General features: G+C 56.8%; 20 protein-coding genes. 16 read left to right on the forward strand and 4 right to left on the reverse strand.

The genetic code is table 11. The features are described 5' to 3' along the window. Nucleotides 1–146 precede the first annotated feature (146 nt). A complete protein-coding gene (locus tag F568_RS0111615; RefSeq protein WP_019018898.1) occupies nt 147–1,739 on the reverse strand; it encodes a BCCT family transporter in 1,593 nt (530 codons plus the stop codon). A gap of 209 nt (nt 1,740–1,948) precedes the next feature. Between F568_RS0111615 and F568_RS0111620 the strand changes: the two genes are divergently transcribed. Next, a complete protein-coding gene (locus F568_RS0111620) occupies nt 1,949–2,194 on the forward strand; it encodes a hypothetical protein (protein ID WP_019018899.1) in 246 nt (81 codons plus the stop codon). A 62-nt stretch (nt 2,195–2,256) separates the two neighbouring features. On the opposite strand, the gene gbca is transcribed toward F568_RS0111620, so the two are convergent. Continuing rightward, complete coding sequence (gbca, locus tag F568_RS0111625; RefSeq protein WP_019018900.1) at nt 2,257–3,543, reverse strand: glycine betaine monooxygenase oxygenase subunit; 1,287 nt, start codon at nt 3,541–3,543, stop codon at nt 2,257–2,259. Nucleotides 3,544–3,903: 360 nt separating this feature from the next. Between gbca and gbcB the strand changes: the two genes are divergently transcribed. Beyond that, the gene (gene gbcB, locus F568_RS0111630) at nt 3,904–5,010 is read left to right on the forward strand and encodes a glycine betaine monooxygenase reductase subunit (RefSeq protein ID WP_019018901.1); all 1,107 of its coding nucleotides are present in this window, start codon (nt 3,904–3,906) and stop codon (nt 5,008–5,010) included. A 148-nt stretch (nt 5,011–5,158) separates the two neighbouring features. Here gbcB and fdhA read toward each other — a convergent pair whose 3' ends face one another. Further along, nucleotides 5,159–6,346, reverse strand: a complete 1,188-nt coding sequence (gene fdhA, locus F568_RS0111635) for a formaldehyde dehydrogenase, glutathione-independent (RefSeq protein WP_019018902.1) — start codon at nt 6,344–6,346, stop codon at nt 5,159–5,161. Nucleotides 6,347–6,658: 312 nt separating this feature from the next. Between fdhA and F568_RS0111640 the strand changes: the two genes are divergently transcribed. The 8 genes from F568_RS0111640 to purU all read left to right on the forward strand — a co-directional run bounded on the left by F568_RS0111640 (nt 6,659) and on the right by purU (nt 16,645). Then, entirely contained in the window at nt 6,659–7,636 is a 978-nt protein-coding gene (locus F568_RS0111640) for a LysR substrate-binding domain-containing protein (protein WP_019018903.1), read from the forward strand. Nucleotides 7,637–7,675: 39 nt separating this feature from the next. Beyond that, nucleotides 7,676–8,722 (forward strand): GlxA family transcriptional regulator, encoded by a 1,047-nt coding sequence (locus tag F568_RS0111645; protein ID WP_040476239.1) that lies wholly within the window; start codon nt 7,676–7,678, stop codon nt 8,720–8,722. Nucleotides 8,723–9,044: 322 nt separating this feature from the next. Continuing rightward, nucleotides 9,045–10,352 carry a serine hydroxymethyltransferase gene (gene glyA / locus F568_RS0111650; protein WP_019018905.1) on the forward strand — a complete coding sequence of 436 codons (1,308 nt, stop codon included), beginning with the start codon at nt 9,045–9,047 and terminating at the stop codon, nt 10,350–10,352. Between the two features lie 47 nt (nt 10,353–10,399). After that, the gene (locus F568_RS0111655; protein WP_019018906.1) at nt 10,400–11,650 is read left to right on the forward strand and encodes a sarcosine oxidase subunit beta family protein; all 1,251 of its coding nucleotides are present in this window, start codon (nt 10,400–10,402) and stop codon (nt 11,648–11,650) included. A gap of 12 nt (nt 11,651–11,662) precedes the next feature. Continuing rightward, nucleotides 11,663–12,055, forward strand: coding sequence for a sarcosine oxidase subunit delta (locus F568_RS0111660; RefSeq protein WP_019018907.1), 393 nt, complete (start codon nt 11,663–11,665; stop codon nt 12,053–12,055). Further along, nucleotides 12,052–15,090 (forward strand): sarcosine oxidase subunit alpha family protein, encoded by a 3,039-nt coding sequence (locus F568_RS0111665; protein WP_019018908.1) that lies wholly within the window; start codon nt 12,052–12,054, stop codon nt 15,088–15,090. The genes F568_RS0111660 and F568_RS0111665 overlap by 4 nt, the downstream gene beginning before the upstream one ends. After that, nucleotides 15,083–15,718 (forward strand): sarcosine oxidase subunit gamma, encoded by a 636-nt coding sequence (locus tag F568_RS0111670; protein ID WP_019018909.1) that lies wholly within the window; start codon nt 15,083–15,085, stop codon nt 15,716–15,718. The genes F568_RS0111665 and F568_RS0111670 overlap by 8 nt, the downstream gene beginning before the upstream one ends. Nucleotides 15,719–15,778: 60 nt before the next feature. Continuing rightward, nucleotides 15,779–16,645, forward strand: coding sequence for a formyltetrahydrofolate deformylase (purU, locus tag F568_RS0111675; protein ID WP_026300499.1), 867 nt, complete (start codon nt 15,779–15,781; stop codon nt 16,643–16,645). 163 nt (nt 16,646–16,808) lie between these two features. Here the strand turns inward: purU and F568_RS0111680 are convergent, their stop codons facing one another. Then, complete coding sequence (locus F568_RS0111680) at nt 16,809–17,648, reverse strand: glycine betaine ABC transporter substrate-binding protein (protein WP_051087964.1); 840 nt, start codon at nt 17,646–17,648, stop codon at nt 16,809–16,811. Nucleotides 17,649–18,069: 421 nt separating this feature from the next. On the opposite strand from F568_RS0111680, the gene dapA reads away from it, so the two are divergent. From dapA to F568_RS0111710, 6 genes are all read left to right on the forward strand, one after another. Then, a complete protein-coding gene (gene dapA, locus F568_RS0111685) occupies nt 18,070–18,960 on the forward strand; it encodes a 4-hydroxy-tetrahydrodipicolinate synthase (RefSeq protein ID WP_019018912.1) in 891 nt (296 codons plus the stop codon). A 45-nt stretch (nt 18,961–19,005) separates the two neighbouring features. Next, complete coding sequence (locus tag F568_RS0111690) at nt 19,006–20,313, forward strand: NAD(P)/FAD-dependent oxidoreductase (RefSeq protein WP_229804239.1); 1,308 nt, start codon at nt 19,006–19,008, stop codon at nt 20,311–20,313. Nucleotides 20,314–20,339: 26 nt separating this feature from the next. Then, nucleotides 20,340–21,845: an aldehyde dehydrogenase gene (locus tag F568_RS0111695; RefSeq protein ID WP_019018914.1), complete on the forward strand. Its 1,506-nt coding sequence runs from the start codon at nt 20,340–20,342 to the stop codon at nt 21,843–21,845. Between the two features lie 252 nt (nt 21,846–22,097). Continuing rightward, nucleotides 22,098–23,126, forward strand: a complete 1,029-nt coding sequence (dctP, locus tag F568_RS0111700) for a TRAP transporter substrate-binding protein DctP (RefSeq protein ID WP_040476242.1) — start codon at nt 22,098–22,100, stop codon at nt 23,124–23,126. Nucleotides 23,127–23,202: 76 nt separating this feature from the next. Next, on the forward strand, nt 23,203–23,718 hold the full coding sequence (locus tag F568_RS0111705; protein ID WP_019018916.1) for a TRAP transporter small permease: 516 nt from the start codon (nt 23,203–23,205) through the stop codon (nt 23,716–23,718). Between the two features lie 45 nt (nt 23,719–23,763). Continuing rightward, nucleotides 23,764–25,059 (forward strand): TRAP transporter large permease, encoded by a 1,296-nt coding sequence (locus F568_RS0111710; RefSeq protein WP_026300501.1) that lies wholly within the window; start codon nt 23,764–23,766, stop codon nt 25,057–25,059. Nucleotides 25,060–25,072: the final 13 nt, after the last annotated feature.

The raw sequence follows: 25,072 nt of genomic DNA on the forward strand, positions 1-25,072 counted from the left end.
TAATGTTGTAACGGCGATAATAATGCCGCGAGCCGCTAATGGTGTCATCGCTAACAACGTCACGGGATAAAACATTTACGACATGGGAATGGCTCCAGACAGGAAAGGAATCGCCACGGATTGGGCGATCCCTTTACGTTCCGAACTTACTTGGTTTCTTGCAACGAGGCGGCTTTTGGCGAGCTCACAAGTTGCCGGTGCTCCTTGTGAAGCCCTACGTACAGGCTGAAGCACATCACCAGAAGCACCAAGGTGAAGGGCAGTCCCGTTGCCACGGCGCCAGCCTGCAGTGCACCCAGGGCAGTACTGCCGCCGCCATACAGCAGGACACCGGCGATGGCGCCTTCCAGAGTGGCCCAGAACACGCGTTGGCTCTTGGGCGCATCCGTCTTGCCGCCAGCGGTGATGTTGTCGATGACCAGCGATCCCGAGTCCGATGACGTGATGAAGAACACCAGGACCAAGATAATGGCCAGCGTCGATGTCAGGATGGTCAATGGCAACTGTTCGAGCATATGGAACATCGCCAGCGAGACGTCGCTGATGCCATTGGACAGCTCACCGATACCGTTGGCTGCCTGATACAGCGCTGTACCGCCAAAGGCACTCATCCACACCAGAGTCACCAACGTGGGTACCAGCAGTACGGCAATCAGGAACTCGCGTACCGTGCGGCCACGCGACACCCGGGCGATGAACATGCCGACGAACGGCGACCAGGAAATCCACCATGCCCAGTAGAAGATCGTCCAGCCGTGGTACCACGTATCATCATCACGGCCGATCCAGTTCGACAGCGGTAAGATGTGGCTCAGGTAGTCCATTGCAGTGGTGCCGAAGCCGGTGATGATCAGGAGAGTGGGGCCGGCGGCGATCACGAACAGCAGCAGCGCCGCGGCGATGACCATGTTGATATTCGAGAACAGCTTGACCCCGCCGTCGATGCCGCGCCAAACAGAGATCAGGGCGATGACGGTCACGACAACAATGATTGCCAGTTGCGTGCCGATGGTGTTGGGTACGTCGAAAAGATAGGCCAGGCCGCCAGCAGCCTGGGAGGCGCCGAAGCCGAGCGAGGTGGCCAGGCCGAAGATTGTCGAAAGAACGGCAAGGATATCGACGATATGGCCTGCCCAGCCGCGTGTACGTTCGCCCAGCAGGGGAAAGAACGCCGAGCGCAGCGTCAGCGGCAGTCCCTTGTTATAGGCGAAAAACGCCAGCGACAGCCCCACCACGGCGTAAATAGCCCAGGGGTGCAATCCCCAGTGGAACATTGTCGCTCCCATGGCCGCACTGGCACCTTCCGGCGTACCGGCAGAGGTATTCAAGGGGGTGCCGTACCAATCGGTGTAATAGGCGACCGGCTCGGCAACGCTCCAGAACATCAACCCGATGCCCATGCCTGCGGCGAATAGCATGGCAAACCATGACATGCGGGAAAATTCCGGCTTGGCGTCGTTGCCACCCAGACGAATGCGTCCCACCGGCAGGCAGATCAAAGCGATGCAGAACACCACGAAGACATTACCGGCAATCATGAACAGCCAGTCGAAGTGTTCGATTGACCAGCTCTTGGCCAACCCTAGCTGAGCACTGGCGGCATCTGGATAGACCAGGGCATAGATGATGAAACCTAGGATGGCAGCGGCAGAAAGTGGGAATACGGGGCTATGAAAATCCAGCCCCATGACCTGCTTGTTGTCCTGACCAGGGGCCAGGACTGGGTCTTCACGGTCCATAAATGGTCCTCTTGTTGTTGTGCAGTCAGCCGCATGCCATTACGGCAAGTACGGCTGTATTGCATTCTTGGATGTGACGGCATGACGCGATTGTTTGAAACCGACGTCGACGTAGCTACCGCCGCGTTGTGAAGCGCACCGTCTATCACTTGCCGTTAAACTCCAGGGAGTGGCAGCCCAGCGGTGACAACTACAAGAGGACCCCAACCATGATGATTGTCGAGTTGATCGATGGTGATGATTTCCGGGCGCGCTTGGTGGCGCTCGATGTCCGTATTCCCGAGGATGCCTGTCCCGAGACGTGTGCGCGATTGGCGCTGCGCAAGCATGTCGAGGTCGGTGTGCCGGGGCTGGAGACGCTGGTTAATGAACTGATGGAGCAGACCGATGTCATGTTGCCGTCGGTACGTCAGGCGATTGACACCTTTCTGCTACCTGAATTGCGCCAGCGCTAGGTTCATGTCCGAAAGAAGCCTGGCCCGCTTGAGCGGGCCAGGGGGTGAAATGCATGACATCATCAGCCTTGCGCCAGGTGCAGCGTAGGCGCGTCATAGCCCAGGTTGTCCAGCATGCGTTCGGAATACCAGTCGATGAAGCCGATGACCCCGAACTCGTAGGTCTCGGAGTAAGGCCCAGGCTGGTAGGCCTTCGAGTTGATGCCCCGCTGGTTCTCCTCGGCCAGGCGCCGATCCTGATCGTTGGTAGCGTCCCATACCCGGCGCAGCTGTTCAGGGTCGTAGTCGACGCCTTCAACGGCATCCTTATGGACCAGCCACTTGGTGGTGACCATCGTCTGCTGCGGGCCCAGCGGCAGCACGCGGAACACGATGGCATGATCCCCCATGAAATGATTCCAGGAATTGGGCAGATGCAGGATGCGTAGCGAGCCCATGTCCGGACTCGTCAAGCGTCCCATGAGTTTCTTGCAGCCCGGCTGGCCGTCCATGGTCATCGAGACGATGCCGTCCAGAAGCGGTGTGCGGGTCAGGCGGTTGCGGTTGCCGAAGCGTTTGAGCTGCCAAGGTACCTGCTCGTTGTCCCAGTCCGCCTGCTTGCGAGCAACCAGCGACTTATAGGCTGGCGTGGCACGCGGGTCGTCGGTGTCATCGAATTCCTGCAGCGAATTGAGCAGTTCCGGATGGGCACCATTGCAGTGATAGCACTCACGGTTGTTCTCGATCACGAGCTTCCAGTTAGCCTGCTCGACGATGCTGGACTCCGCCGCCACCTTGACGTTGTCCATCTGATACGGCTCGAGATAATGCTCCAGCGTTACCAGGAAGTCGTCGATGGCCGGCGAGGTCTCGCTCAGGTTGATGAAGATGAAGCCGCCGGCCGTTCGCACATTGACGGGTTTCAGGCCATAGCTGGCAAGGTCGAAGTCGCTGCCCATGTCGCTGCCGGCGAACAGCAGTCGGCCATCGAGCTCGTACGTCCACTGATGGTAGGGGCAGACCAGCTTGGCCACCTTGCCCTTGTCCTTCATGCAAAGGCGGGAACCGCGATGACGGCAGACATTGTGAAAGGCATGGATCTGCCCCTCGTTGCCGCGCACGATGATGATCGGGTTGTCCCCCACATCGAGCGTCATGAAGTTGCCCTTGGCGGGGATCTCGCACGTCATGCCAGCAAATAGCCACTCTTTCTCGAAGATTTCCTGCATGTCGAGAGCGAACAGCCTGGCATCGTTGTAGAACGGCTGGGGAAGCGAAAAAGTACGCGCCCTTGACTGTAGCATGTCGGCAGTCGCCTCGCGTGCCTTGCCCAAAGGATCGTCCAGTTCGTGAGTCGCTATCAGGTCCATACCAAATATCCTTTTTGTTCGCCGCCTCCCCGCGAGAGCGGCGATACGGTCATGGGTTGATGTTCTTGTCGTGAGAGGCCTGGCATTGACGCATGGCGTGATCTGGCATCTGTAATGGTTGGCTGATTGTGGTAGATGCCCGCTGATGTCAATTGCCTATTCACGACCTCAGGTGGCGTAACGGCGACCTGTTGGTTGGGTCTTTGTCAGGGAGTGGGGGTGGGAGGCATGTGTGTGTCGCTGACAGGCAAGCCGGCCGTTTTGCGCGTACCCAGAATGCGAGCGTGAAAGGGCGCTGGACCGTTTGGACGCAACGGGCCGGTGAAGGCATAGCCACGGCACTGCCAGGCAGAGACGACGATGACAATGAACTTTTTCAATCCGGTCACGACCCAGACCTGGACCAACGGTCGCCACTCGGTACGCTGTGTCAAGGTGATCCAGGAAACCTGGGATGTACGCACCTTCTGTTTTATGGCTGAGCAGCCCGTGCTGTTTTTCTTCAAGCCCGGCCAGTTCGTTACCCTGGAGCTTGAGATCGACGGTGAGCCGGTCATGCGCTCATATACCATCTCGAGTTCGCCATCGATCCCCTATAGCTTTTCGATTACCGTCAAGCGGATACCGGGTGGAAAAGTTTCCAACTGGCTACATGAAAACTTGAGAACGGGCGACAAGCTGGTAGTGCATGGACCGGTCGGCAACTTCAATTCTATCGACTTTCCCGCCGATAAAGTCTTGTTTCTCTCTGGTGGCGTGGGCATCACGCCCTTGATGTCGATGACACGTTGGTTCTTTGATACCAATGCCAATGTCGATGTCGAGTTCATTCATAGTGCCAGGGCGCCACGTGACGTTATTTATCATCGTGAACTTGTGCATATGTTTTCTCGGATACCCGAGTTTAAATTGCATATCGTTTGCGAAAACAAGGATGACGTTGGCGAGGCTTGGGCCGGATATCGGGGCTATCTTACTCAGCCGATGCTGGAATTGATGGCGCCCGATTATCTGGAGCGTGAAATTTTCTGCTGCGGCCCTACGCCCTACATGAACGCGATCAAGCGGATCCTGCAAAACAACGGCTTCGACATGAGTCACTATCATGAAGAGCTCTTCGGGGCTACGCCGCTTGATGTGCGTGAAGATGTGCAGGAGCTGGCCGATCAGGCCGAGGCGGCTGCCGAAGATATCGATTACGCCGAAATGCTTAGTGTCGAGTTCGTCGGGTCTGGCAAAAGTGTGCGCATCCAGCCCAGCGAGACGGTGCATGCGGCTGCATCGAAGCTCGGCCTGCATATTCCCAAGGCGTGTGGCATGGGCATCTGCGGTACCTGTCGAGTCGGTCTCAAATCCGGTGAAGTGGAGATGGACCATAACGGCGGCATTACCGAAGAAGATATCGAAGAGGGCTATATTCTTTCTTGCTGCAGTCGGCCCAAGGGAAATTTGGTCGTCGACTTTTAGGAATCATTGAGGCCTTATCGATTCGTGCATGAGCTTGGCAATGCTCTGCCTGGCGAGTAGGCAAACGAAACAGCCCCCATGGCAATAGCCATGGGGGCTGTTTCGATATCGACCGGTATGTCAGTGCTGAACGGGGGTGTTGGCGCGGTTACGCCGCGCCCAGCAGGCCGTGCGGATCGAGTACGAACTTGCTGGCAGCACCGGAATCGAACTGCTGATAACCCTGCGCCGCATCTTCCAGTGAAATCACCTGGGCATTGACGATCTCGGCGATGTTGAGTCTGCCATGCAGGATCGCCTGCATCAGCTGGCGATTGTACTGCACCACCGGCGTCTGTCCGGTGTGGAAGGAGTGGGCCTTGGCCCAGCCCAGGCCGAAACGCAGGCTGAGGCTTCCGGTCTGTGCCGCCTTCTCCGTCGCACCGGGATCCTCGGTGACATACAGCCCGGGGATGCCGATGGAACCGGCCTCGCGAGTGACTTCCATCATCTGGTTGAGGACTACGGCGGGCTGCTCCTTGCCACCATGGCCCACCGCCTCGAAGCCGACCGCATCGATGGCGCTGTCCACCTGAGGCTCGCCGACAATCGCAGCGATCATTTCACCCAAACGATCGTGCTTGCTGAGGTCGACTGGCTCGAACCCCATCTTGCGGGCATGTGCCAGGCGTTGCTGGTTGAAATCGCCGATCATGACCACGGCGGCACCCAGTAGACGAGCTGAAGCTGCCGCCGCCAGGCCCACCGGGCCGGCCCCTGCCACATACACTGTCGAGCCCACGCCGACCTTGGCATTCAGGGCCCCATGGAAGCCGGTCGGCAGAATGTCGCTAAGCATGGTGAGGTCGCGAATATTGGCCATGGCCTGGTCGCGATCAGGGAACTTCAGCAGGTTGAAGTCGGCATACGGCACCATGACATAGCGAGCCTGACCACCGACCCAGCCGCCCATGTCGACATAGCCGTAGGCGCCACCGGCCCGATCGTCGTTGACGTGCAGGCAGACACCGGTATGTCCTTCCTTGCAGGTACGGCAGCGTCCGCAAGCGACATTGAATGGGACAGAAACAAGATCGCCGATTTCGAGGAACTCGACATCCTTGCCCTTTTCGATGACTTCGCCGGTGATCTCGTGGCCTAGCACCAGGCCGGCGGGAGCCGTGGTCCGGCCACGCACCATGTGCTGGTCGGAGCCACAGATATTGGTGGAAACGACTTTCAGGATGACCCCGTGCTCGATGGCGCGCCCGTTGGGCGTTTCCATCCTGGGGTAGGCAATGTCCTGTACCTCGACTTCGCCCGGACCGATGTAAACGACACCGCGATTGTCTGACATGCTGATTCCTCTTGTGCGTTTCGCCATGGTCGCCCAACGAGGGAGACCGAGCTGGTTCTTGTTGGTTTTCTGACGCATGTATACGGCAATGGCCAAGCGTGCGTCTGGACTTCAAGCCTGGAACAAATGCAAGCTGAAGAGTTATCCATGTACGACGTCGGACAATAGATGGACGACATGAGGTTTTGCTTATAACTAGAAAATATCTATTGCCATAGCAGGTTTTGCAGTAGGGTAGCCGAGAGGTTTCCGACCTCTTTGAGCACCGGGTAACTATATGGGCCTTATAATGAAAATTATTACTTGTTTCTTATGACCAAGCATACTGAACCCGACCAAACGCTCATCAAGATGCCGTCGCTGACGGCCGTCAAATCTTTCGTGGCAGCGGCTCGCTACCAGAATTTTACCCGGGCCGCAGAATCCCTCTGCGTGACCCAAGCCGCCATCAGTCGACAGGTCAGGGAGCTCGAAAGTTTTCTCGGGACCGAACTGTTCAAGCGCGTTGGGCGCTCCATTGAGCTGACTCCTACGGGCTCCATCTTCTTCGACGCAGTCCAACTCTCCTTTCTCAATATCGCCCAAGCCGCGGACCGCATCCGCAAACAGAGCGCTACCAATACCAAGCGCTCGCTGGCTCTTTGCTGCTCACCGGCATTTTCAGCGTTGTGGTTGTCGCATCGTTTACCCAGTTTTTTCAGCGCCAATCCGGATGTCGACCTCCAGCTGGTGACTACCGAAAACTTTCTGTCGCTGGAACCGGGGGTGCGCCCCGATATCTTCATCACCAAGCTGCAGAAGGTACGTGAAGGGTATCGAAGTATCCCCTTGTTTCATGACGTTATTTATCCCGTGTGTTCGCCGAGCTATCTGGAGGCGCATCCCGCGTTAAATACGATCGAAGGTCTGCGGGATGCTGTCTTGCTCAACCTGAGCCCCTATGGACGTGCCCAGATAGCCGAGCATGTCAACTGGGAAATGTGGCTGGCCATTCACAAGGCGGGTAGTGAAGAACACTCGCGCGAAGGCATGCATACCTTCAATGCCAACGATTACAATATGCTGGTGCAGATGGCCTTGAACGACCAGGGGGTCGCCCTGGGCTGGGATCACCTCGTTAGCCCTTTGATCGCCAAGGGACGCCTGGTGAGGCCTGTCGAACAGGAGCTGGTACTGGAAGGAACGCGGCACTATCTCGCCTATCTCGAAGACAAGGAAAATGATGCGACCCTTTCCTTGTTCAGGCACTGGTTCATCAGTCAGTGCGACGCGCCTTCAGGCCGTGCATGATATTGAACGATACCCACCTGTTCAGGGCGAGGCAGTTCGATGGTTTCCCGATCTGATTCCCTTCTAGGTGAACCTCTGTCTGTGGGGTTCGTCCTGTTGCATCGCTTTACACTTTTACCCTTTGCCGCGTTCGTGGATTGTTTGCGCCTGGCTGCCGACGAAGGCGACCGTAGCCGACAGTTACGCTGCCACTGGACGTTCATGACAAGTAATGGCCAGGATGCAACGTCTAGCTGCGGTGCTGCCATTACCCCTTGCGTACCTCTACAGGATCCGCACGAGTTTGACTATATCGTTGTGATTGGGGGAGTTCAGGATGAGCGCAACCGGGTCGACTCGGAGGCTTTGGCCTACCTGCGCCGTGCAGCATCGGAAAAAGTGCCATTGGTAGGCGTATGTACTGGCGTCTTTGCCTTGATCCAGGCGGGGCTGATGGCAGGCCGCCGTTGTTGCATAAGCTGGTACCACCACCGGGATCTTACCCGGCGCTTCCCGTCCATCGAGCCGGTGGCCGATCGACTTTTCATTGACGATGGGGACGTCATCACCTGTGCAGGCGGGGCCTCCTCGGCGGATCTGGCCGCTTATTTGATAGAGCGCCACATGGGCAAGGCATGGGCCATGAAAAGCCTTCACATCATGTTGATCGACGAGGCCCGCCCTGGTAGTAGTGCTCAGCCTCAGCCGGTCGTATTCGGCAAGATTGAGGATAGATTGGTCAGGCGTGCCATTGCCTTGCTCGAGCAACATCTGGGCGAGTCCATGTCGATGGACAGGCTTGCCGAGCGGGTCGGAACATCAAGGCGCCACCTGGAGCGGCGATTTCGCGACACGCTGGGGGTAAGTCCCCAGAAATTTGCCCGAGAACTACGCCTCCGCTACGGGCTATGGCTACTGCATTACACTGGAAAGAGTGTGACCGAGATAGGTGAACGCTGCGGGTTTGCCGACACGGCCCATTTTTCACGTAATTTCCGCGCAACCTTTGGCATGTCTCCCTCCGATGTGCGCAAACGTACCGGAGAAACGGAGGGCGCCACGGTCGACCCGCACTTCCTGCATATTCATGGCAAAGCGATTCCCTGAGAGCCCTTGCTCAGGGCGCTGGCCCGCCGTATTACCTCCTTCGTATGTTCGCAACTTCTAACTTTTGCTGCCCTGATGTCGGCTGCCGATGACTGGCGGCGTTCATGAAATATGTCGCATTCGTTCAATTCATGAGCCACTGCCTTGGCTTTAAATCCAAGTAAGCGAGGCCATGTCGCGTGGGCATTGGGCCAGTCATAAAAACAATGCAGCTAACCATGACTTCCTAAAGACGAAATTCGTTCGCACCGTTGGCTTGCCAACAGTTTTCTTGCCCTGGCCTTCATCACAGTCTCGATATCAATAACACCGGGAGAGCGAAATGAACAAATCCAGCCTCAACGTCTTCGATACCCAAGTTGCGCAAGCCATCACAGAGGAGGTTTTTCGTCAGGAAGCGCATATCGAACTGATCGCCTCCGAGAACTACACCAGCCGTGCCGTCATGGAGGCGCAGGGCACTCAACTGACCAACAAGTACGCCGAAGGCTATCCCGGCCGGCGTTACTACGGTGGCTGCGAGTTCGTCGACAAGGTCGAGGCCCTGGCCATCGAGCGTGCCTGCGACCTGTTCGGCGCCGATTATGCCAACGTTCAGCCTCATTCCGGCGCCCAGGCCAACGCGGCCGTGTTCATGGCCCTGGTCAAGCCGGGTGACACGGTGCTGGGTATGAGTCTGGCGCATGGCGGGCATTTGACCCATGGCGCCGCGCCGAATTTCTCCGGCAAGCATTACAACGCCGTGCAGTACGGCCTGAATCCCGAGACAGGTGAAATCGACTACGACGAGGTCGAACGCCTGGCGCGGGAGCACCAGCCAAAGATGATCATCGCGGGCTTTTCGGCCTATTCGCGAGTGATCGACTGGCGCCGCTTCCGCACCATCGCCGATGCAGTGGGGGCGTACCTGATGGTCGACATGGCACACGTCGCCGGGCTGGTCGCTGCGGGACTCTATCCCAGCCCGCTGCCGCATGCGCATGTCGTGACTACCACCACCCACAAGACGCTGCGTGGCCCTCGCGGGGGACTGATCCTGTCCGCACAGGCGGATGAGGCGATGATCAAGAAGCTCAATGGGGCAGTGTTCCCGGGCCAGCAGGGCGGCCCGCTCATGCACGTGATCGCGGCCAAGGCCGTGGCCTTCAAGGAAGCCATGAGCCAGGAATTCGTCAACTACCAGCGTCAGGTCATCGCCAATGCGCGTGCCATGGCGCAGGTCTTTGTCGACCGTGGCTTTGACGTCGTCTCCGGCGGCACCGACGACCACCTGTTCCTGGTGTCGTTGATCAAGCAGGGTGTGACCGGCAAGGATGCGGATGCCGCCTTGGGCCGGGCGCACATTACCGTCAACAAGAACGCCGTGCCCAACGACCCGCAAAGCCCGTTCGTCACCTCGGGCCTGCGTATCGGTACACCGGCGGTTACCACCCGCGGCTTCGTCGAGGCCGATTGCGAGCAGTTGGCGAACTGGATATGTGACATCCTCGATGTGCTCGCCGAGCAGGGTAACACCGGGGCGGTGGAAGCGGAGGTGCGCGACAAGGTGGCCTCGCTGTGTACACGCTATCCGGTATATGGCGATGCCCAGAGCAGCGAGCCGGCCGAGAGCGAAGCCTCCGTGGCTTGAGCCTGACCGTCATTGGGCTCCGAGGGAGCCAATCGAGGAGAAAGTCTATGCAACGCTATTCCGGCTTCGGGTTGGTCAAGCACGCGCTCAGCCATCATGAAAACTGGCAGCGCCAGTGGCGCAACCCTACGCCCAAGAAAGAATACGACGTGATCATCATCGGTGGTGGCGGGCACGGCCTGGCCACGGCCTATTACCTGGCCAAGGAACACGGCATCACCAACGTCGCGGTGATCGAGAAAGGCTGGCTGGGGGGCGGCAACACCGCTCGCAATACCACGATCGTACGTTCCAACTACCTATGGGACGAGGCGGCGGCCCTTTACGAACACTCCATGAAGCTTTGGGAAGGCCTGTCGCAGGATCTCAACTACAACGTGATGTTTTCGCAGCGTGGGGTACTGAACCTCGGCCATACCCTGCAGGACATGCGCGACATCCAGCGCCGCGTGAATGCCAATCGCCTGAACGGCATCGACAGCGAGGTGCTGGATGCCAAGGGCGTCCAGGCACTGGTGCCGATCATGGACTGTTCCAAGAACGCCCGCTATCCGGTCATGGGCGCATCATGGCAGCCGCGTGCCGGCGTGGCGCGCCACGATGCGGTAGCCTGGGGCTTTGCTCGCGGTGCCGATGCGCGCGGCGTCGATATCCTTCAGCAGACTGAGGTCACCGGCTTCAAGATCCTCGACGGGCGCGTGGTCGGTGTGCATACCAACCGTGGCGACATCGGGGCCAAGACAGTCGGTTGTGTCGCGGCCGGTAACTCCGGCGTGCTGGCCAAGATGGCTGGCTTCAAGCTGCCGCTGGAATCGCATCCCCTGCAGGCGCTGGTCTCCGAACCGCTCAAGCCGATTCTCGACACGGTGGTAATGTCCAACCATGTGCATGGCTATATCAGCCAGTCGGACAAGGGGGACCTGGTCATTGGTGCGGGTATCGATGGCTACCTGGGCTACGGCCAGCGGGGCAGCTACTCGACGGTGGAGCATACCCTGCAGGCCATCGTCGAGATGTTCCCGATCTTCTCGCGGGTACGCATGAACCGGCAGTGGGGCGGTATCGTCGATACCTGCCCCGACGCCTGCCCCATCCTCTCGGCGACGCCGGTCAAGGGGCTGTTCTTCAATTGCGGCTGGGGCACCGGCGGGTTCAAGGCCACACCGGGCTCAGGACACGTCTTCGCGGCCACTCTGGCCAAGGGCCAGGTGCATCCGCTGGCCGCGCCGTTTTCCATCGACCGTTTCCACACGGGGGCCCTCGTTGACGAGCATGGCGCCGCCGGTGTCGCACACTGAGGAGACACTGTCATGTTCCATATTTATTGCCCGTACTGTGAAGAGCACCGTGAAGAGGAGGAGTTCCACCCTAAGGGACAGGCGCATATCCAGCGGCCGGAGGATCCCGAGGCGTGCTCCGACGAAACCTGGGGAGACTATCTGTTCTTCCGCGATAACCCGCGGGGTGTGCACCATGAGCTATGGGTGCATGCCGTCGGGTGCCGCAAGTTCTTCAACATTACCCGCCATACCGTGAGCTACGAGATCCTCGAGACCTACAAGATGGGGGAGCAGCCTTCGGTAACGGCAAAAAGCCTGTCTGAAAAAGATAAGCAGGCCGGTGTGCAGGCGGCCTCGGGCGGCTGGCAAACTGTGGGTGCCCGCCCAGAAAGTGACGCATTGAATAAGGGGGCGCGGGTATGAATCAAGTCAATCGATTGCCGCGAGGGGGCCGGGTCGACCGCTCTCATCCATTAAACTTTACCTTCAATGGCAAGCAGTACGTAGGCTGCGTCGGTGACACCCTGGCTTCCGCCTTGCTTGCCAATGGCGTCGACGTCGTCAACCGCAGCTTCAAGTACTCACGCCCGCGCGGGATCGTCGCTGCCGGCGCGGAAGAGCCCAATGCGGTGGTTCAGCTGGGGGCGAGCGAAGCGGCCCAGGTACCCAACGTGCGCGCCACCCAGCAGGCGCTGTATGAAGGGCTCACGGCACGCAGCACCAACGGCTGGCCCAATGTACAGCGCGACCTGATGGGCATGGTCGGCAAGCTGGGCGGGACATTCATGCCGCCCGGCTTCTATTATAAGACCTTCATGGCGCCGGCATCCTTGTGGATGACCTACGAGAAATACATCCGCAAGAGCGCCGGTTTGGGACGTAGCCCTACCGAGCCCGATCCGGACAGCTATGAACACATCAACCAGCATTGCGATGTGCTGATCATCGGTGCCGGTCCGGCAGGCCTGGCCGCCGCCATCACAGCGGCGCGCAGTGGGGCCCGCGTCATCCTCTGCGACGAGCAGGAGGAGATGGGCGGCTCGTTGCTGGACAGCCGCGAACTGATTGATGGTGCGCCTGCAGTGCAATGGTCCGACCGGGTTCTCGACGAACTCAACGCAATGGGCAACGTAACCTTGCTGCCGCGCACCACCGCCAACGGGTACCACGATCATAACTTCGTGACGCTGCACGAGCGTCGCACAGAGCATCTGGCTGACAGCGCCCCCTCCTTTGGCAGCCGCCGGCAGGCCCGGTCACGCATGCACCGCATACGTGCCAAGCAGGTGGTATTGGCAACAGGCGCCCATGAGCGTCCGCTGGTCTATGCCAACAATGATGTGCCTGGCAACCTGCTCGCCGGGGCCGTGTCCACGTACGTTCGTCGCTACGGTGTGGTACCCGGCCAGAAACTGGTGCTGTCCGCGACCAATGACCACGCCTACCGCGCCGCGCTGGATTGGCATGAAGCGGGCCGCGAGGTGGTGGCGATTGCCGATGCGCGGGCCAACCCGAAAGGCGATCTCGTCGACAAGGCACAATCGCTGGGCATCCGTATCATTGCGCAAAGTGCCGTGATCGAGGCCAAGGGCGCTGATCGTGTCAGTGGGGCTCGGGTCGCCAAGATCGAGATTGAATCGTTCAAGGTAGTCGGCGGCGTCGAGGAATTGGCCTGCGATACCATCGCCAGCTCCGGGGGCTATAGCCCGGTCATTCACCTCTCATCGCACACTGGCACGCGACCGACGTGGCGGGACGATATTCTGGGCTTCGTGCCTGGCGAGGTGAAGGGGCTCACACCGGCCGGTGGGGCGCGTGGCGTTTATCCGCTTGGCGATACCATTCGCGATGGCGCCGAGGCCGGCGCACAAGCGACCCAAGCTGCGGGCATCGACGCTGGCGCCATGGCGCTGCCGCAGATCACGGCCCGTCAGGACGGCCAGGCCTGCGCGCTTTATCAGGTGCCGCACCTCAAGCCGGCCATGCGCGCGCCCAAGCAGTTCGTCGATCTTCAGAACGATGTCACGGCGGCAGGTATTGAGCTGGCGACGCGTGAAGGCTTCGAGTCCATCGAGCACGTCAAGCGCTACACGGCGATGGGCTTTGGCACCGACCAGGGCAAGCTCGGCAACATCAATGGCATGGCCATTGCCGCGCGCTGCCTGAACCGGTCGATTCCCGAGGTGGGCACCACCGTCTTCCGGCCCAACTATACCCCGGTCACCTTCGGGGCCATCGTGGGTCGCCATTGTCGCGAGCTGTTCGATCCCGAGCGTTACACCGCACTGCACCAGTGGCATGTCGAGCACGGCGCCGAGTTCGAGGACGTGGGACAGTGGAAGCGCCCGTGGTATTTCCCGCGTACCGTCAATGGCAAGAAGGAGACCATGCACGAGGCGGTGGCCCGCGAGTGCCTCGCGGTGCGTGAGCGTGTCGGCATCCTCGATGCCTCGACCCTGGGCAAGATCGATATTCAGGGGCCTGACGCCCGTGAGTTCTTGGGCCGCGTCTATACCAATAAGTGGGCCAAGCTGGCACCGGGCCGGGTTCGCTATGGGCTGATGTGCAAGGACGACGGCATGCTCATGGATGACGGCACGACCAGTTGCCTGGGCGAGAATCACTTCTTGATGACCACGACCACGGGTGGGGCTGCCGGGGTGATGGAGTGGCTGGAACTCTGGCACCAGACCGAATGGCCTGAACTGGACGTCTACTTCACCTCTGTCACCGATCACTGGGCGACCATGACCGTGACGGGGCCTGACGCACGCAAGCTGCTGGCCGAGGTCACTGATATCGACCTCGATAAGGATCAGTTCAAGTTCATGGACTGGCGCGAGGGGACTGTTGCCGGCGTACCGGCGCGCGTCTTCCGGATTTCCTTCACGGGCGAGCTGGCCTATGAGATCAATGTGCAGGCCAACTACGCCATGCATGTCTGGACGACGCTCTTCGAGCATGGCGAGAAGTACGACCTGACGCCCTACGGCACCGAGACCATGCACGTGCTGCGTGCCGAAAAGGGCCTGATCATTGTCGGTCAGGATACCGATGGCTCGGTCACGCCCGAAGACCTGGGCATGCAGTGGGCCATTGGCTATGACAAGCCGTATTCCTGGATCGGCAAGCGCGCCCTGTCCCGCCCCGATACTCGGCGCACTGACCGCAAGCAGTTTGTCGGCTTGAAGCCCAAGGACCCCAACGTCGTATTGGAAGAAGGGGCGCAGATCGTCTTCGACCCCAACCAGAGCATTCCCATGAGCATGGTGGGTCATGTGACCTCCAGCTACTACAGCCCTACGCTGGGACATGGCTTTGCCCTGGCGGTAGTGAAAGGTGGACATGAGCGAATGGGCGAAACCGTCTATTTGCCCATGGTCGATGGCAAGGTTCACGAGGCCGAAATCGTCAGCCCCGTATTCCTCGACCCCAAAGGAGAGCGCCAGAATGTCTGACGTGAAAGAGTTCGATACCCGGCCTACCGGAAGCCCGAGTTCCGAGTCGCCGTTGGCGTGGTCTTTTCATCGCCGAGGCACGCCGCCTCGTGAAGCCAGTGCAGGAGTCACGCTACGCGAGAAAGCCTTCCTGGGGCACCTGATCCTGCGCGGTGGCGCCATTGTCCTGGACGAGGCCGTGCGTGAGGTGCTGGGCATCACATTGCCTGCCCGGCCCAACACGTTGGCGCTGGATAATAGCGGTGAGCGTTCGATCCAATGGCTGTCGCCCGATGAGTGGCTCGTCATCGTGCCCGGTGGCGAGGAGTTTGCGCTGGAAGGCCGGTTGCGCAAGGCGCTGGGGCAGGCGCACTACAGCATCGTCAATGTCAGCGGGGGGCAGACCGTATTGACGCTACGGGGCGAGAAAGCGCGAGAAGTGCTCATGAAGTCCACACCCTACGATGTGCACCCGCAAGCATTCCCGGTGGGCAAGGGTGTCACCACGGTATTTGCCAAGGCTTCGGTCGTTCTACGCAGGCCAACCGAAGAAGGGTGGGAACTCGTGGTACGCCGAAGTTTCGCCGATTACTGCTATCGCTGGCTTCTGGATGCAGCGGCAGAATATGGCGTCATTGTAGAGCGATAAGTGCTCAGGCCGGCTTGGGCCGGCCTTTTCCCATATAAGCCGACAACACGTAGGGACACCATGAGCCGAATGGCCGATACCTGGATTCTTGCCGCCCAGTGCCCTAGCCGTCTGGGGACGGTAGATGTCGTGACGCGCTTCCTGAAAGAGCAGCGTTGTTACATCACCGAACTCAATTCCTTCGATGATCGATTGGGTGGCCGCTTTTTTATCCGTGCCGAGTTTCGCCCCGAAGTGGAGGGATTCCGTGGGGAGGCGTTTCAGGAGGCCTTCGCGTCGCGTGCCGCGGAGTTCGATATGGACTTTGAGCTGACCCCGCCGGAGAAACGCACGCGGGCCGTTATCCTTGTCTCAAAAGCCGATCACTGCTTGAACGACCTGCTGTATCGCTATCGCATTGGGCAATTGCCTCTCGATATTCGTGCCGTCGTTTCCAACCATCCGGACCTTGAGCCGCTGGCGAAGTGGCATGGCCTGCCTTACTACCATTGTCCGATCACTCCGGAGACCAAGCCGCAGCAGGAGGCGCAGGTAAGGAACATCATCGAGGAGACCGAGGCGGAACTGGTCGTATTGGCGCGCTACATGCAGGTGCTGTCACCGGCCATGTGTGAGCTGTTGGCTGGGCGTGCCATCAATATTCACCATTCTCTTCTGCCTGGGTTCAAGGGCGCCAGGCCCTATCACCAGGCGTACGAGAAGGGCGTCAAGCTCGTCGGCGCGACGGCGCATTATATCAACACCGATCTCGATGAGGGGCCGATTATCGCGCAAGGCGTCGAGCCGGTCGATCATGCGCATTATCCGGAGGATATCGTAGCGAAGGGGCGTGATATCGAATGTCTGACTCTGGCGCGGGCCATTAACTATCACCTGGAACGTCGCGTTTTTCTCCACGCGGGGCGAACAGTGGTGCTGGGTAACTGATATAGATATTCGGAAGCTCGTAGCGGCCTGCCATGACTGTCTCCTGGTTGGCGATCAGGAACAGCCTGGCAACTATGACTTTTCAGACAGGACCTAATGGGTATTTGACGCATCACGCCGCTGAAGAGGCCAGCGGCGTGATGTATCTGAGTTGGTCGAGCAGCTATGAAGATGTTGCCGTTTCCGGGATCCACTCGCTCACGATTTCAGGATTGTCTTCGACCCACTGCTTGGCGTTCTGATAAGGATCTGACCCTTCTTTCTGGTTCATTAGCATTACCTCACCGAGTTCCTTTGGGGTCCACTCGAAATTGTCGAGGATGGCGTAAGCTTCGGGCATATCCTCTTCGAGACCCTGTCGGACAATAGTATGAATCTGTTCGGCACCACCAAAGGCATTTTTGGGGTCTTCCAGGTATTTCAGATCCCAGCGGGCAAACATCCAATGGGGCGTCCAACCGGTCACGACGATCTCTTCGTTATTCTTGATCGCCGCTTCCAGGGCGGCAGTCATCGTGGCGCCACTACCACTTTGTAAGTTGATATCCAGGCCATACTCCTCGATAGCTTCCTCAGTCACGCCCATCATGCCGGCACCGGGGTCGATACCTACGATCTTGCCGCCTAACTCGTCGCTATGCGTATTGATATCGCTAATGCTATCAAGCGAGGAGTTTTTCGGTACGACCAGACCCAGTTTGGTCCCGTCCAGGTTAGCGCCGAAATCCTCTACTTGGTCGCCTACGCGCCCGTAGTAATCGGCATGCGTCGTTGGTAGCCAAGCAGTGGTAATTGCGTCGGCATCTTGAGTTGCCAGCGCCTGCCACATGACAGCAGCCGAGAGAGAGGTGAGCTCGACGTTATAGCCTGCTTTCTCCAGCACGGCCCGCATAACATTGGTCGAGGCAACGGCGTCAGACCACTCGACATAAGCCAGGTTGACCGTGCCCTTTTCTTGCGCCTGCGCCACTCCGGACATGACACCTGCGCTTGCCAGAAGCATGAATGAAGTAATTTTGACGATAGGTTTGAAGGAAAACACGTTGAGTCCCCTGTGTTGTGATTGTCTTTAAGCATGCAGAGTTCACACGTTGGTGGCAAATCTCTGGCCGACACCATGCTGCTGGCGATGTATAGCCTTGGCAGGCCTGTAAGGCTTTTTCTGACACACCTGAAGGTAGCCATGGCGTTAGCAACGCTTGACGGAAAGGATGGTGGCCCCGCCAGCGGCGTGAGTGGTGTTGGGCAGGGCTTAGGCGTATGGGGCCACATTCTTAGCCACACCCTGAGCGGCTATAGGAGAAGATAACCCAAAGTAATCAGTTGACAATAAAAATGGTTTCTTTTTCCAAAAATGGATTGGTGTTTATCTTAACTGTATGCCGTAGAAACTACACAACATTCATTACAACAAGGTGGCTAAGATGAACTTTGATGGCATCTGGACTCCCGTCGTAACTCCATTCTCAGAAGATGGCGCTATTAATTTCAATTCATTAGAGAGGGTGGTTGATACGTTAATTGAGCAAGGCGTACATGGTCTAATCATCGGGGGGACAACTGGTGAGTATTACGCCTTAAGCAAGGAAGAGCGTAAAGAAGTACTGAGCTTCGTTGCAGAGCATGCCAAGGGCCGTGTTCCTATTATGGCTGGCATCAATGCTACAACTACTGATTACAGCCTTGAGCTAGGCCAATATGCTAAATCGATTGGCTACGATGCTATTTTAATAGCAGCACCTTATTATGCCCAACCGAGTCAGGACGAGCTGTTAGTGCATGTTTGCCGTATTGACGACGCCCTCGACATGCCCATCATGCTTTACAATTTCCCTGATCGTACGGGCATTCCGATGAGTTTCGAATTCATCGATGGGTTACGTGACCGTCCCAATTTTCAAGCTATCAAAGAAAGCACCGGCTCGATTGAACGCATGCATGCACTGGCCAATGACTATCGTGGCCAGTTGCAGCTGAGTTGCGGTATGGACGATCAGATCCTGGAGTTCTTTGTATGGGGCGCGCGCAGTTGGGTCGGTGGGGCCTCAAACTTCCTGGCTCCTGAGCATGTAGCCCTGTACCAAGCCTGTGTCGTAGAACAGGACTTTGTCGCTGGTCGCGAGATTGCCCAACGTCTTCTTCCGATGCTCAATCTGCTTGAGCAAGGCGGCAAATTTTGTCAGTACATAAAATATGGTTGTGAACTGGCAGGACTCCCCGTTGGGCCGGCACGTGCTCCTCTTCTTTCACTAAGCGAAGATGAGAAAGCGGCGTTTAAGCGCAACTATGAGGAATTGGTGAAATACCGCGATTGAAGGCTTGTCCTTGAGGTTCACCAAATGAAGCTAAAATGTCATTACTTGCCTCAGAATGACGGGCGCTGTGGCTGGTATGAAACGCTTCCTGCGCCGCTTCCTGCCCAGACGCTCCAGGGTGAAGTCACTGCCGACTGGGTTGTGCTGGGCGCAGGACTCGCAGGGCTTGCTGCGGCTAGGCGGCTGGCGGAGCTTCAGCCTCACGCATCCATTGTTTTAGTGGATGCCCGTCGCGTTGGCTTCGGTGCTGCCGGCCGAAATTCAGGTTTTATTATTGATCTGCCGCATGACCTGAACTCGCATAGTTATACTTCGGATAAGTCGAAAGACCGAAACGTTATTCAGCTTAACCGTGGGGCGATTGAATACTTAAGACATTTAGTAACGACCCATGCTATCCAATGCGATTGGCGTGAGCAGGGTAAGATACATGGCGCAGTCGAGCCCCACGGTATTTATGCGCTGGAAATGTTTGCCAAAGGATTGTCGGCCCTGAACGAGCCATATCGTGAACTTGGCTCAAGTGCCATGAAAGCCATAACAGGAACCGACTTTTATCTAGCGGGGCTGCACGCACCTGGGGCAGTGCTGGTACAGCCTGCCGCCTTGGTACGTGGGCTTGCCGCAACGTTGCCGGAAAACGTCAGGCTTTTCGAAGATACCCCCGTACGCTCAATTGGCATCGGTAAGCCCCATATTCTCGTTACCGAACGCGGACAGATCAAGGCCCCTCGTATGGTACTGGCCAATAATGCCTATGCTGCCCAGTTCGGTCAGCTGGGGTTTAGAAGCCGCCTTTTACCGGTTTACACCTATGGGAGTCTCACTCGTCCCCTCAGCCCCGTAGAAAAGACAGAGCTGGGTGGGGAAGACAGCTGGGGGTTGATACCGGCCGATCCGATGGGAACGACGGTACGGCGTATGGGTGATGGCAGGATATGCATCAGGAATAGCTTTACTTTCGACCCGAAGCTTCACGTAAGCGAAGGCAGGCTGAAGGAGGTTCGGGCTGCCCATCAACGGTCATTTGCCAGGCGCTTCCCGATGCTTCCCGGTGTGGACTTCGAATATACCTGGGGGGGGGCATTGTGCCTGACCCGCAACGGAGGAACGCCTTTCGGAGAAATCGCCCCCGGCGTCTACAGTGCCGTTTGTCAGAATGGCCTGGGTCTGGCGCGAGGCACTATCTCTGGAAAGCTGATTGCTGAGTACGCACTCGGCTTTGAAAGCGAATTACTCAGCATCATGCTGGAGCAGGCCAAACCTGCCTGTAATCCACCTGAACCATTTCTCGGCCTGGGGGTGCGCTCAACATTGGCGTGGAAAGCGCGCCAGGCTGGCAAGGAACTTTAACCACTCTTAATCAGGAGAGAATAAGAATGTCTACTTACCTGACTTCAGATAGCATTTCGCAACACGTTAAAAGCCTGGAATACCGTAATCTTGCCTTTATTAATGGGCGTTTTGTTCCTGCACAGTCCGGAGCTACATTCGAGACGTCAAATCCTGCCACCGGAGAGGTAATAACACAAATAGCGGCTTGTGATGCCGAAGATGTTGACCTTGCCGTCCAAGCTGCTCGGCAGGCCTTCGAAGCAGGCGTTTGGTCAGCGTTGGCTCCCGCTGAGCGAAAAGCCATCATGGTGCGTTTCGCTGAACTAATCGATGAGCATTGTATGGAGCTGGCCGTGCTGGAAGCCCTGGAGGCAGGTAAGCCAATCAGTGAATGCTTCAATGTTGATATTCCCGATACAGCGAATACCATTCGCTGGCATGCGGAAGCCGCTGACAAGCTCTATGATGCTATCGCTCCAACTGGCAAGAAGGAGCTGGCCACGATTACCCGTGAGCCTATTGGTGTGGTTGGGGCCGTATTACCGTGGAACTTTCCAGCCATGATGGCGGGATGGAAACTTGGCCCGGCACTGGCTACCGGGAACAGTGTGATCCTCAAGCCCGCTGAGCTAACGTCACTAAGCACCCTGCGGCTTGCTGAGCTGGCTCATGAGGCTGGCATTCCTTCCGGTGTATTCAATGTCGTTCCTGGGCTAGGTCATACGGCTGGCCAGGCTATTGGGATGCATTCGGACATTGATCTTGTTGCCTTCACTGGCTCGACTGAAATTGGCCGGCGTTTTCTTGAATATTCCGCACGGAGCAACCTCAAGCGAATCGTGTTGGAGTGCGGTGGCAAGAATCCTCAAATCGTAATGCCTAGTGTCAGTGATCTCAAAAATGTCGCAAGCCACGTTCTGGCTGCTGCCTTTTGGAACATGGGGGAAAATTGCTCGGCGGGCTCACGCTTGATCGTTCACCGCTCGATCAAGGATGACCTGCTCAGCGAGCTTCTGAAGCAGCTCGAATCGGACTGGGTGACAGGCGACCCGCTCGACCCTGACGTTCAGCTAGGTGCGCTAATTGAAAAAGCCCATATGGAAAAGGTCGTGTCCCACATCGAGCAGGCCAAGTCCGAGGGGCTCAAATTAGTCGCTGGGGGCGAGCGGATTCGTAGCGAGAGCGGTGGTTACTTTGTGACTCCAACGATCTTCGACGATGTACCAAGGGATGCTTCAATTGCCAAGGAAGAGATTTTTGGTCCGGTGTTGGCAGTCATCCCCTTCGATACTGAGGAAGAGGCGATCTCTATTGCGAATGATACTTGCTATGGGTTAGCTGCATCGCTATGGAGTGATGACCTGAACACCGCTCACCGTATGGCAGCCGCTATTCATGCGGGCACTGTGTCAGTCAATTGTTTCTCGGAAGGCGACGCTACCACGCCTTTCGGAGGATACAAGCAATCTGGCTTCGGGGGGCGGGATAAATCGGTGTATGCCCATGATCAGTACTGCGAGCTTAAGACGACTTGGATCCAACTTTCCTGAGTCACCTTCTAGCTCGCGGCACATTCTGCATTCGCCATTCACGGTCCTGCGAATGGCGAGTCGGTAGCAAAAATTAGCACATGGTGATAAAAGCATGTCCCATGAAAATCGGCAACGATAACCTCAGGTTTTGATTTGCACTGAAGAAAAGTCACTTCCATTGACCTGGCCGCAGTAATAGTTTGGAAAAAAGCTTGGCGTTGTCAGGCAAAAGATGAGCCCAATTACAATAGCTCGTTCGGAGAAAGTATTATGGTATTGAACTATTCAAGAAAAATTAGCTCTAGCATAGCTGCAGTATCATGCATTGCCGCCCTTGGCTTCTCAGCTCTCACTTGGGGAAGCGATAAAGAAATAAAGCTGACAATGGCCACGGAGTCCGGGGACCGTGAATCTCCCCACGGGATGGCAGTCAAGCGAATTTCTGATATTGTCGAAGAGAAGTCCGATGGAAGAATTTCCATTAACGTCTTCTACCAAGGTGAGATCGGTGGCCCACAAGAGCTTTTTGACCAGCTGGTCAGAGGAAATCTTGATCTCTTCCTCGGCTGGCCCCAGACTTCTTACGATGAGCGGCTTGGCGTACTGCAGTTACCCTATCTGACCTTAAGTTGGGATGAAGCACTAGAGGCCTATAACAAGGATGGCTGGATATCGGAGGTCATCAAGCCAATCCTTTCTGATATCGGTCTTGAGTATCTCGGGCCTTTCCCTGAAGGTTTTGGTGGTATAGCGACTGCAGATACCTATGCGACGAACTATGAAGATGCGCAGGGTATCAAGTTACGGTCACAGCCTATCTTCCCGCTGCCTCAAACAATTCAGGCCATGGGGTTCCAAGCGGTGCCCATTGACTGGTCCGAGGTGTATACCTCCATTCAGACAGGGGTGGTCGATGGAGATTCCAGCAATGTTATTTTCTGGGATTATACGTATTTCAATGACCTGCTCGACTACTTCGTTCACTCCAAGCACAACTTCTCCTTTTACACTTTCCTGATGAACCAAGACTCTTGGCGTTCGCTCGACGAAGAGGATCGCGGCATCATCGCGGATGCTGTAGAGACGGTTGCCAATGAGCAGTTCGACAATGCCAAGGCCGAAGACGAAAAATGGATCCAAAAGGCACAGGAGGATGGCATGGAGTATATCGTGCCGACCGATGAAGAGATGGCTGCCTGGATCGAACGTGTACGTGATGATGTCTGGGTACAGGCGGAGGAGCCTCTAGGAACCGATATCATGGATGCCGTGCGTGCTCATGCATCGGAGCCGAAATAATAAGTACCTGCCGGTTGACATGGAGCGGCTCTGTTATCAGAGCCGCTCCATGTTCGATACCTTTTAGGGTAGCGTTATGAAAGCTATTATTGGTTATATCGTTGCTGTTGATAACGCCTTGGCGTTTATATTGAAAGCTGGGGTTGTTGCGTTAGGTATTTTCATTTCTTTTGCGATGGTGGGAGGCATCGTATTCAGGACACTATTGGGTGTTCAGGTGTTTGGTATTGAGGAGCTCATATTGATGGGCGCTATTTGGTTGTATATGCTCGGGGCGGCCCTGGCCTCTCGAGAGCGCTCTCATTTAAGTGCCGATTTCTTTCAAGCCTTTTCAAACAACGAGACCTTGCTTGACATCATGAGTCTTGTTGCTACCACTCTCTCGTTAGTAATAGCTGTATTTTTTGTTGTCTGGAGCTACAGCCTATTTTCCTGGGGTTTTGATCAGGTTCAAGTCACGCCAGTGTTTCGCATTCCGCAATATTTTTCACAGGCCAGTCTTCTCGTGGCGAGTATTTTGCTCTTCTGCTACGCGCTGCGTGATCTCGTTAAAGATGTCAGCAGGGTTTACACAAAGGCTGTGGGAAGATAAGGCATAATTCAAATTTAGAAACACTGACAATAATTGGAGAAATACATGGGTGCCTTGTTAGCGATAGGGACAGTCATCATATTAATGGTTATAGGTGTGCCAGTCGTCTTCTCGTTCGCCGCCATGACGCTCGTGCTCTCGTTCGCTTACGATGTCGACATATCGTCATTAATGACAACGGGGTTTTGGTCCATCAATTCCATAATTTTGCTGGCTCTCCCGTTGTTTATCATGACAGGGTACCTGATGCAGTCTGGAGGAATTGCGGCTAGGTTAATACGCTTTGTCGAAGCAATCGTTGGCTCGTCCCGCAGCGGCATGGGCACGTCAATGGTGGTGGCCTGCGGCGTGTTTGGCGCCATTTCTGGCACAGCCTCGGCCGCAGTGGCCTCGATTGGCACTATCATGATCGATCCTATGGAAAAACACGGTTACAGCCGCCCTTATTCCACGGCCCTGGTCGGAATTTCTTCACTGTTAGGCCTGTTGATTCCCCCCAGTATTACCATGATTCTATACGCTGTAGTAACACGGCAGTCCGTCGCGGCCGTGTTTCTGGCTACCATCGGGCCAGGCATATTGCTGATCATCTTTCTATGCACGATCAATGCCTACAAGATGCGCAAGAATCCTGCCTACAGCCCAACAGTGCTTACACTGAGTGATCGATTTCGAGACATCGGCAGTACTGGTTGGAAGGCCTTCCCAGCGTTGATGCTGCCGATCATTATCTTGGGCGGTATTTATGGAGGCATCTTTACTCCAACGGAGGCGGCCGCCATCGCCGTCGTTTATGCCATCCCCGTTGGGTTGTTCGTTTATCGAGACCTCGATTTGAAGGCCTTGGCCAGATGTTTCGTTCAAGCCGCCACGACCACTGGCGTTATCATGATCATTCTGCTTTTTTCCTTCGTGGCCAGCCGCATATTCACCTTCGAGCGAGTGCCACAGCAGTTGACCGAGTTGTTGCTTGACCTGTTCCATAACAAACTGATCATTCTCCTCATGGTCAACATCTTCTTGATCCTGATGGGCATGATTATGGATGACGTAAGTGTCGTGGCCATCCTCAGTCCGTTGCTGCTGCCGGTCATGGAGAGCATCGGCATTCATCCGGTGCATTTTGCCGCCATCGTAGGCACCAGTGTTGTCATCGGTTGTAATAGCCCACCCATGGCACCCATCCTATTCATGAGCTGTCGTATCGGTCGGGTCGGTATGTCGCAGGTCATGAGGCCTGCGTTCAGCCTCATGTTGCTTGCTGCTTTGCCTGTGATGCTGATCACCACCTACTGGCCATCGTTGTCGCTTTTCTTACCCCGTCTGCTTGGCTATATCTAAGCCGGAGCCGAAA

It is taken from the genome of Modicisalibacter luteus DSM 23508 (assembly GCF_000378505.1).
GTDB lineage: Bacteria > Pseudomonadota > Gammaproteobacteria > Pseudomonadales > Halomonadaceae > Modicisalibacter > Modicisalibacter luteus.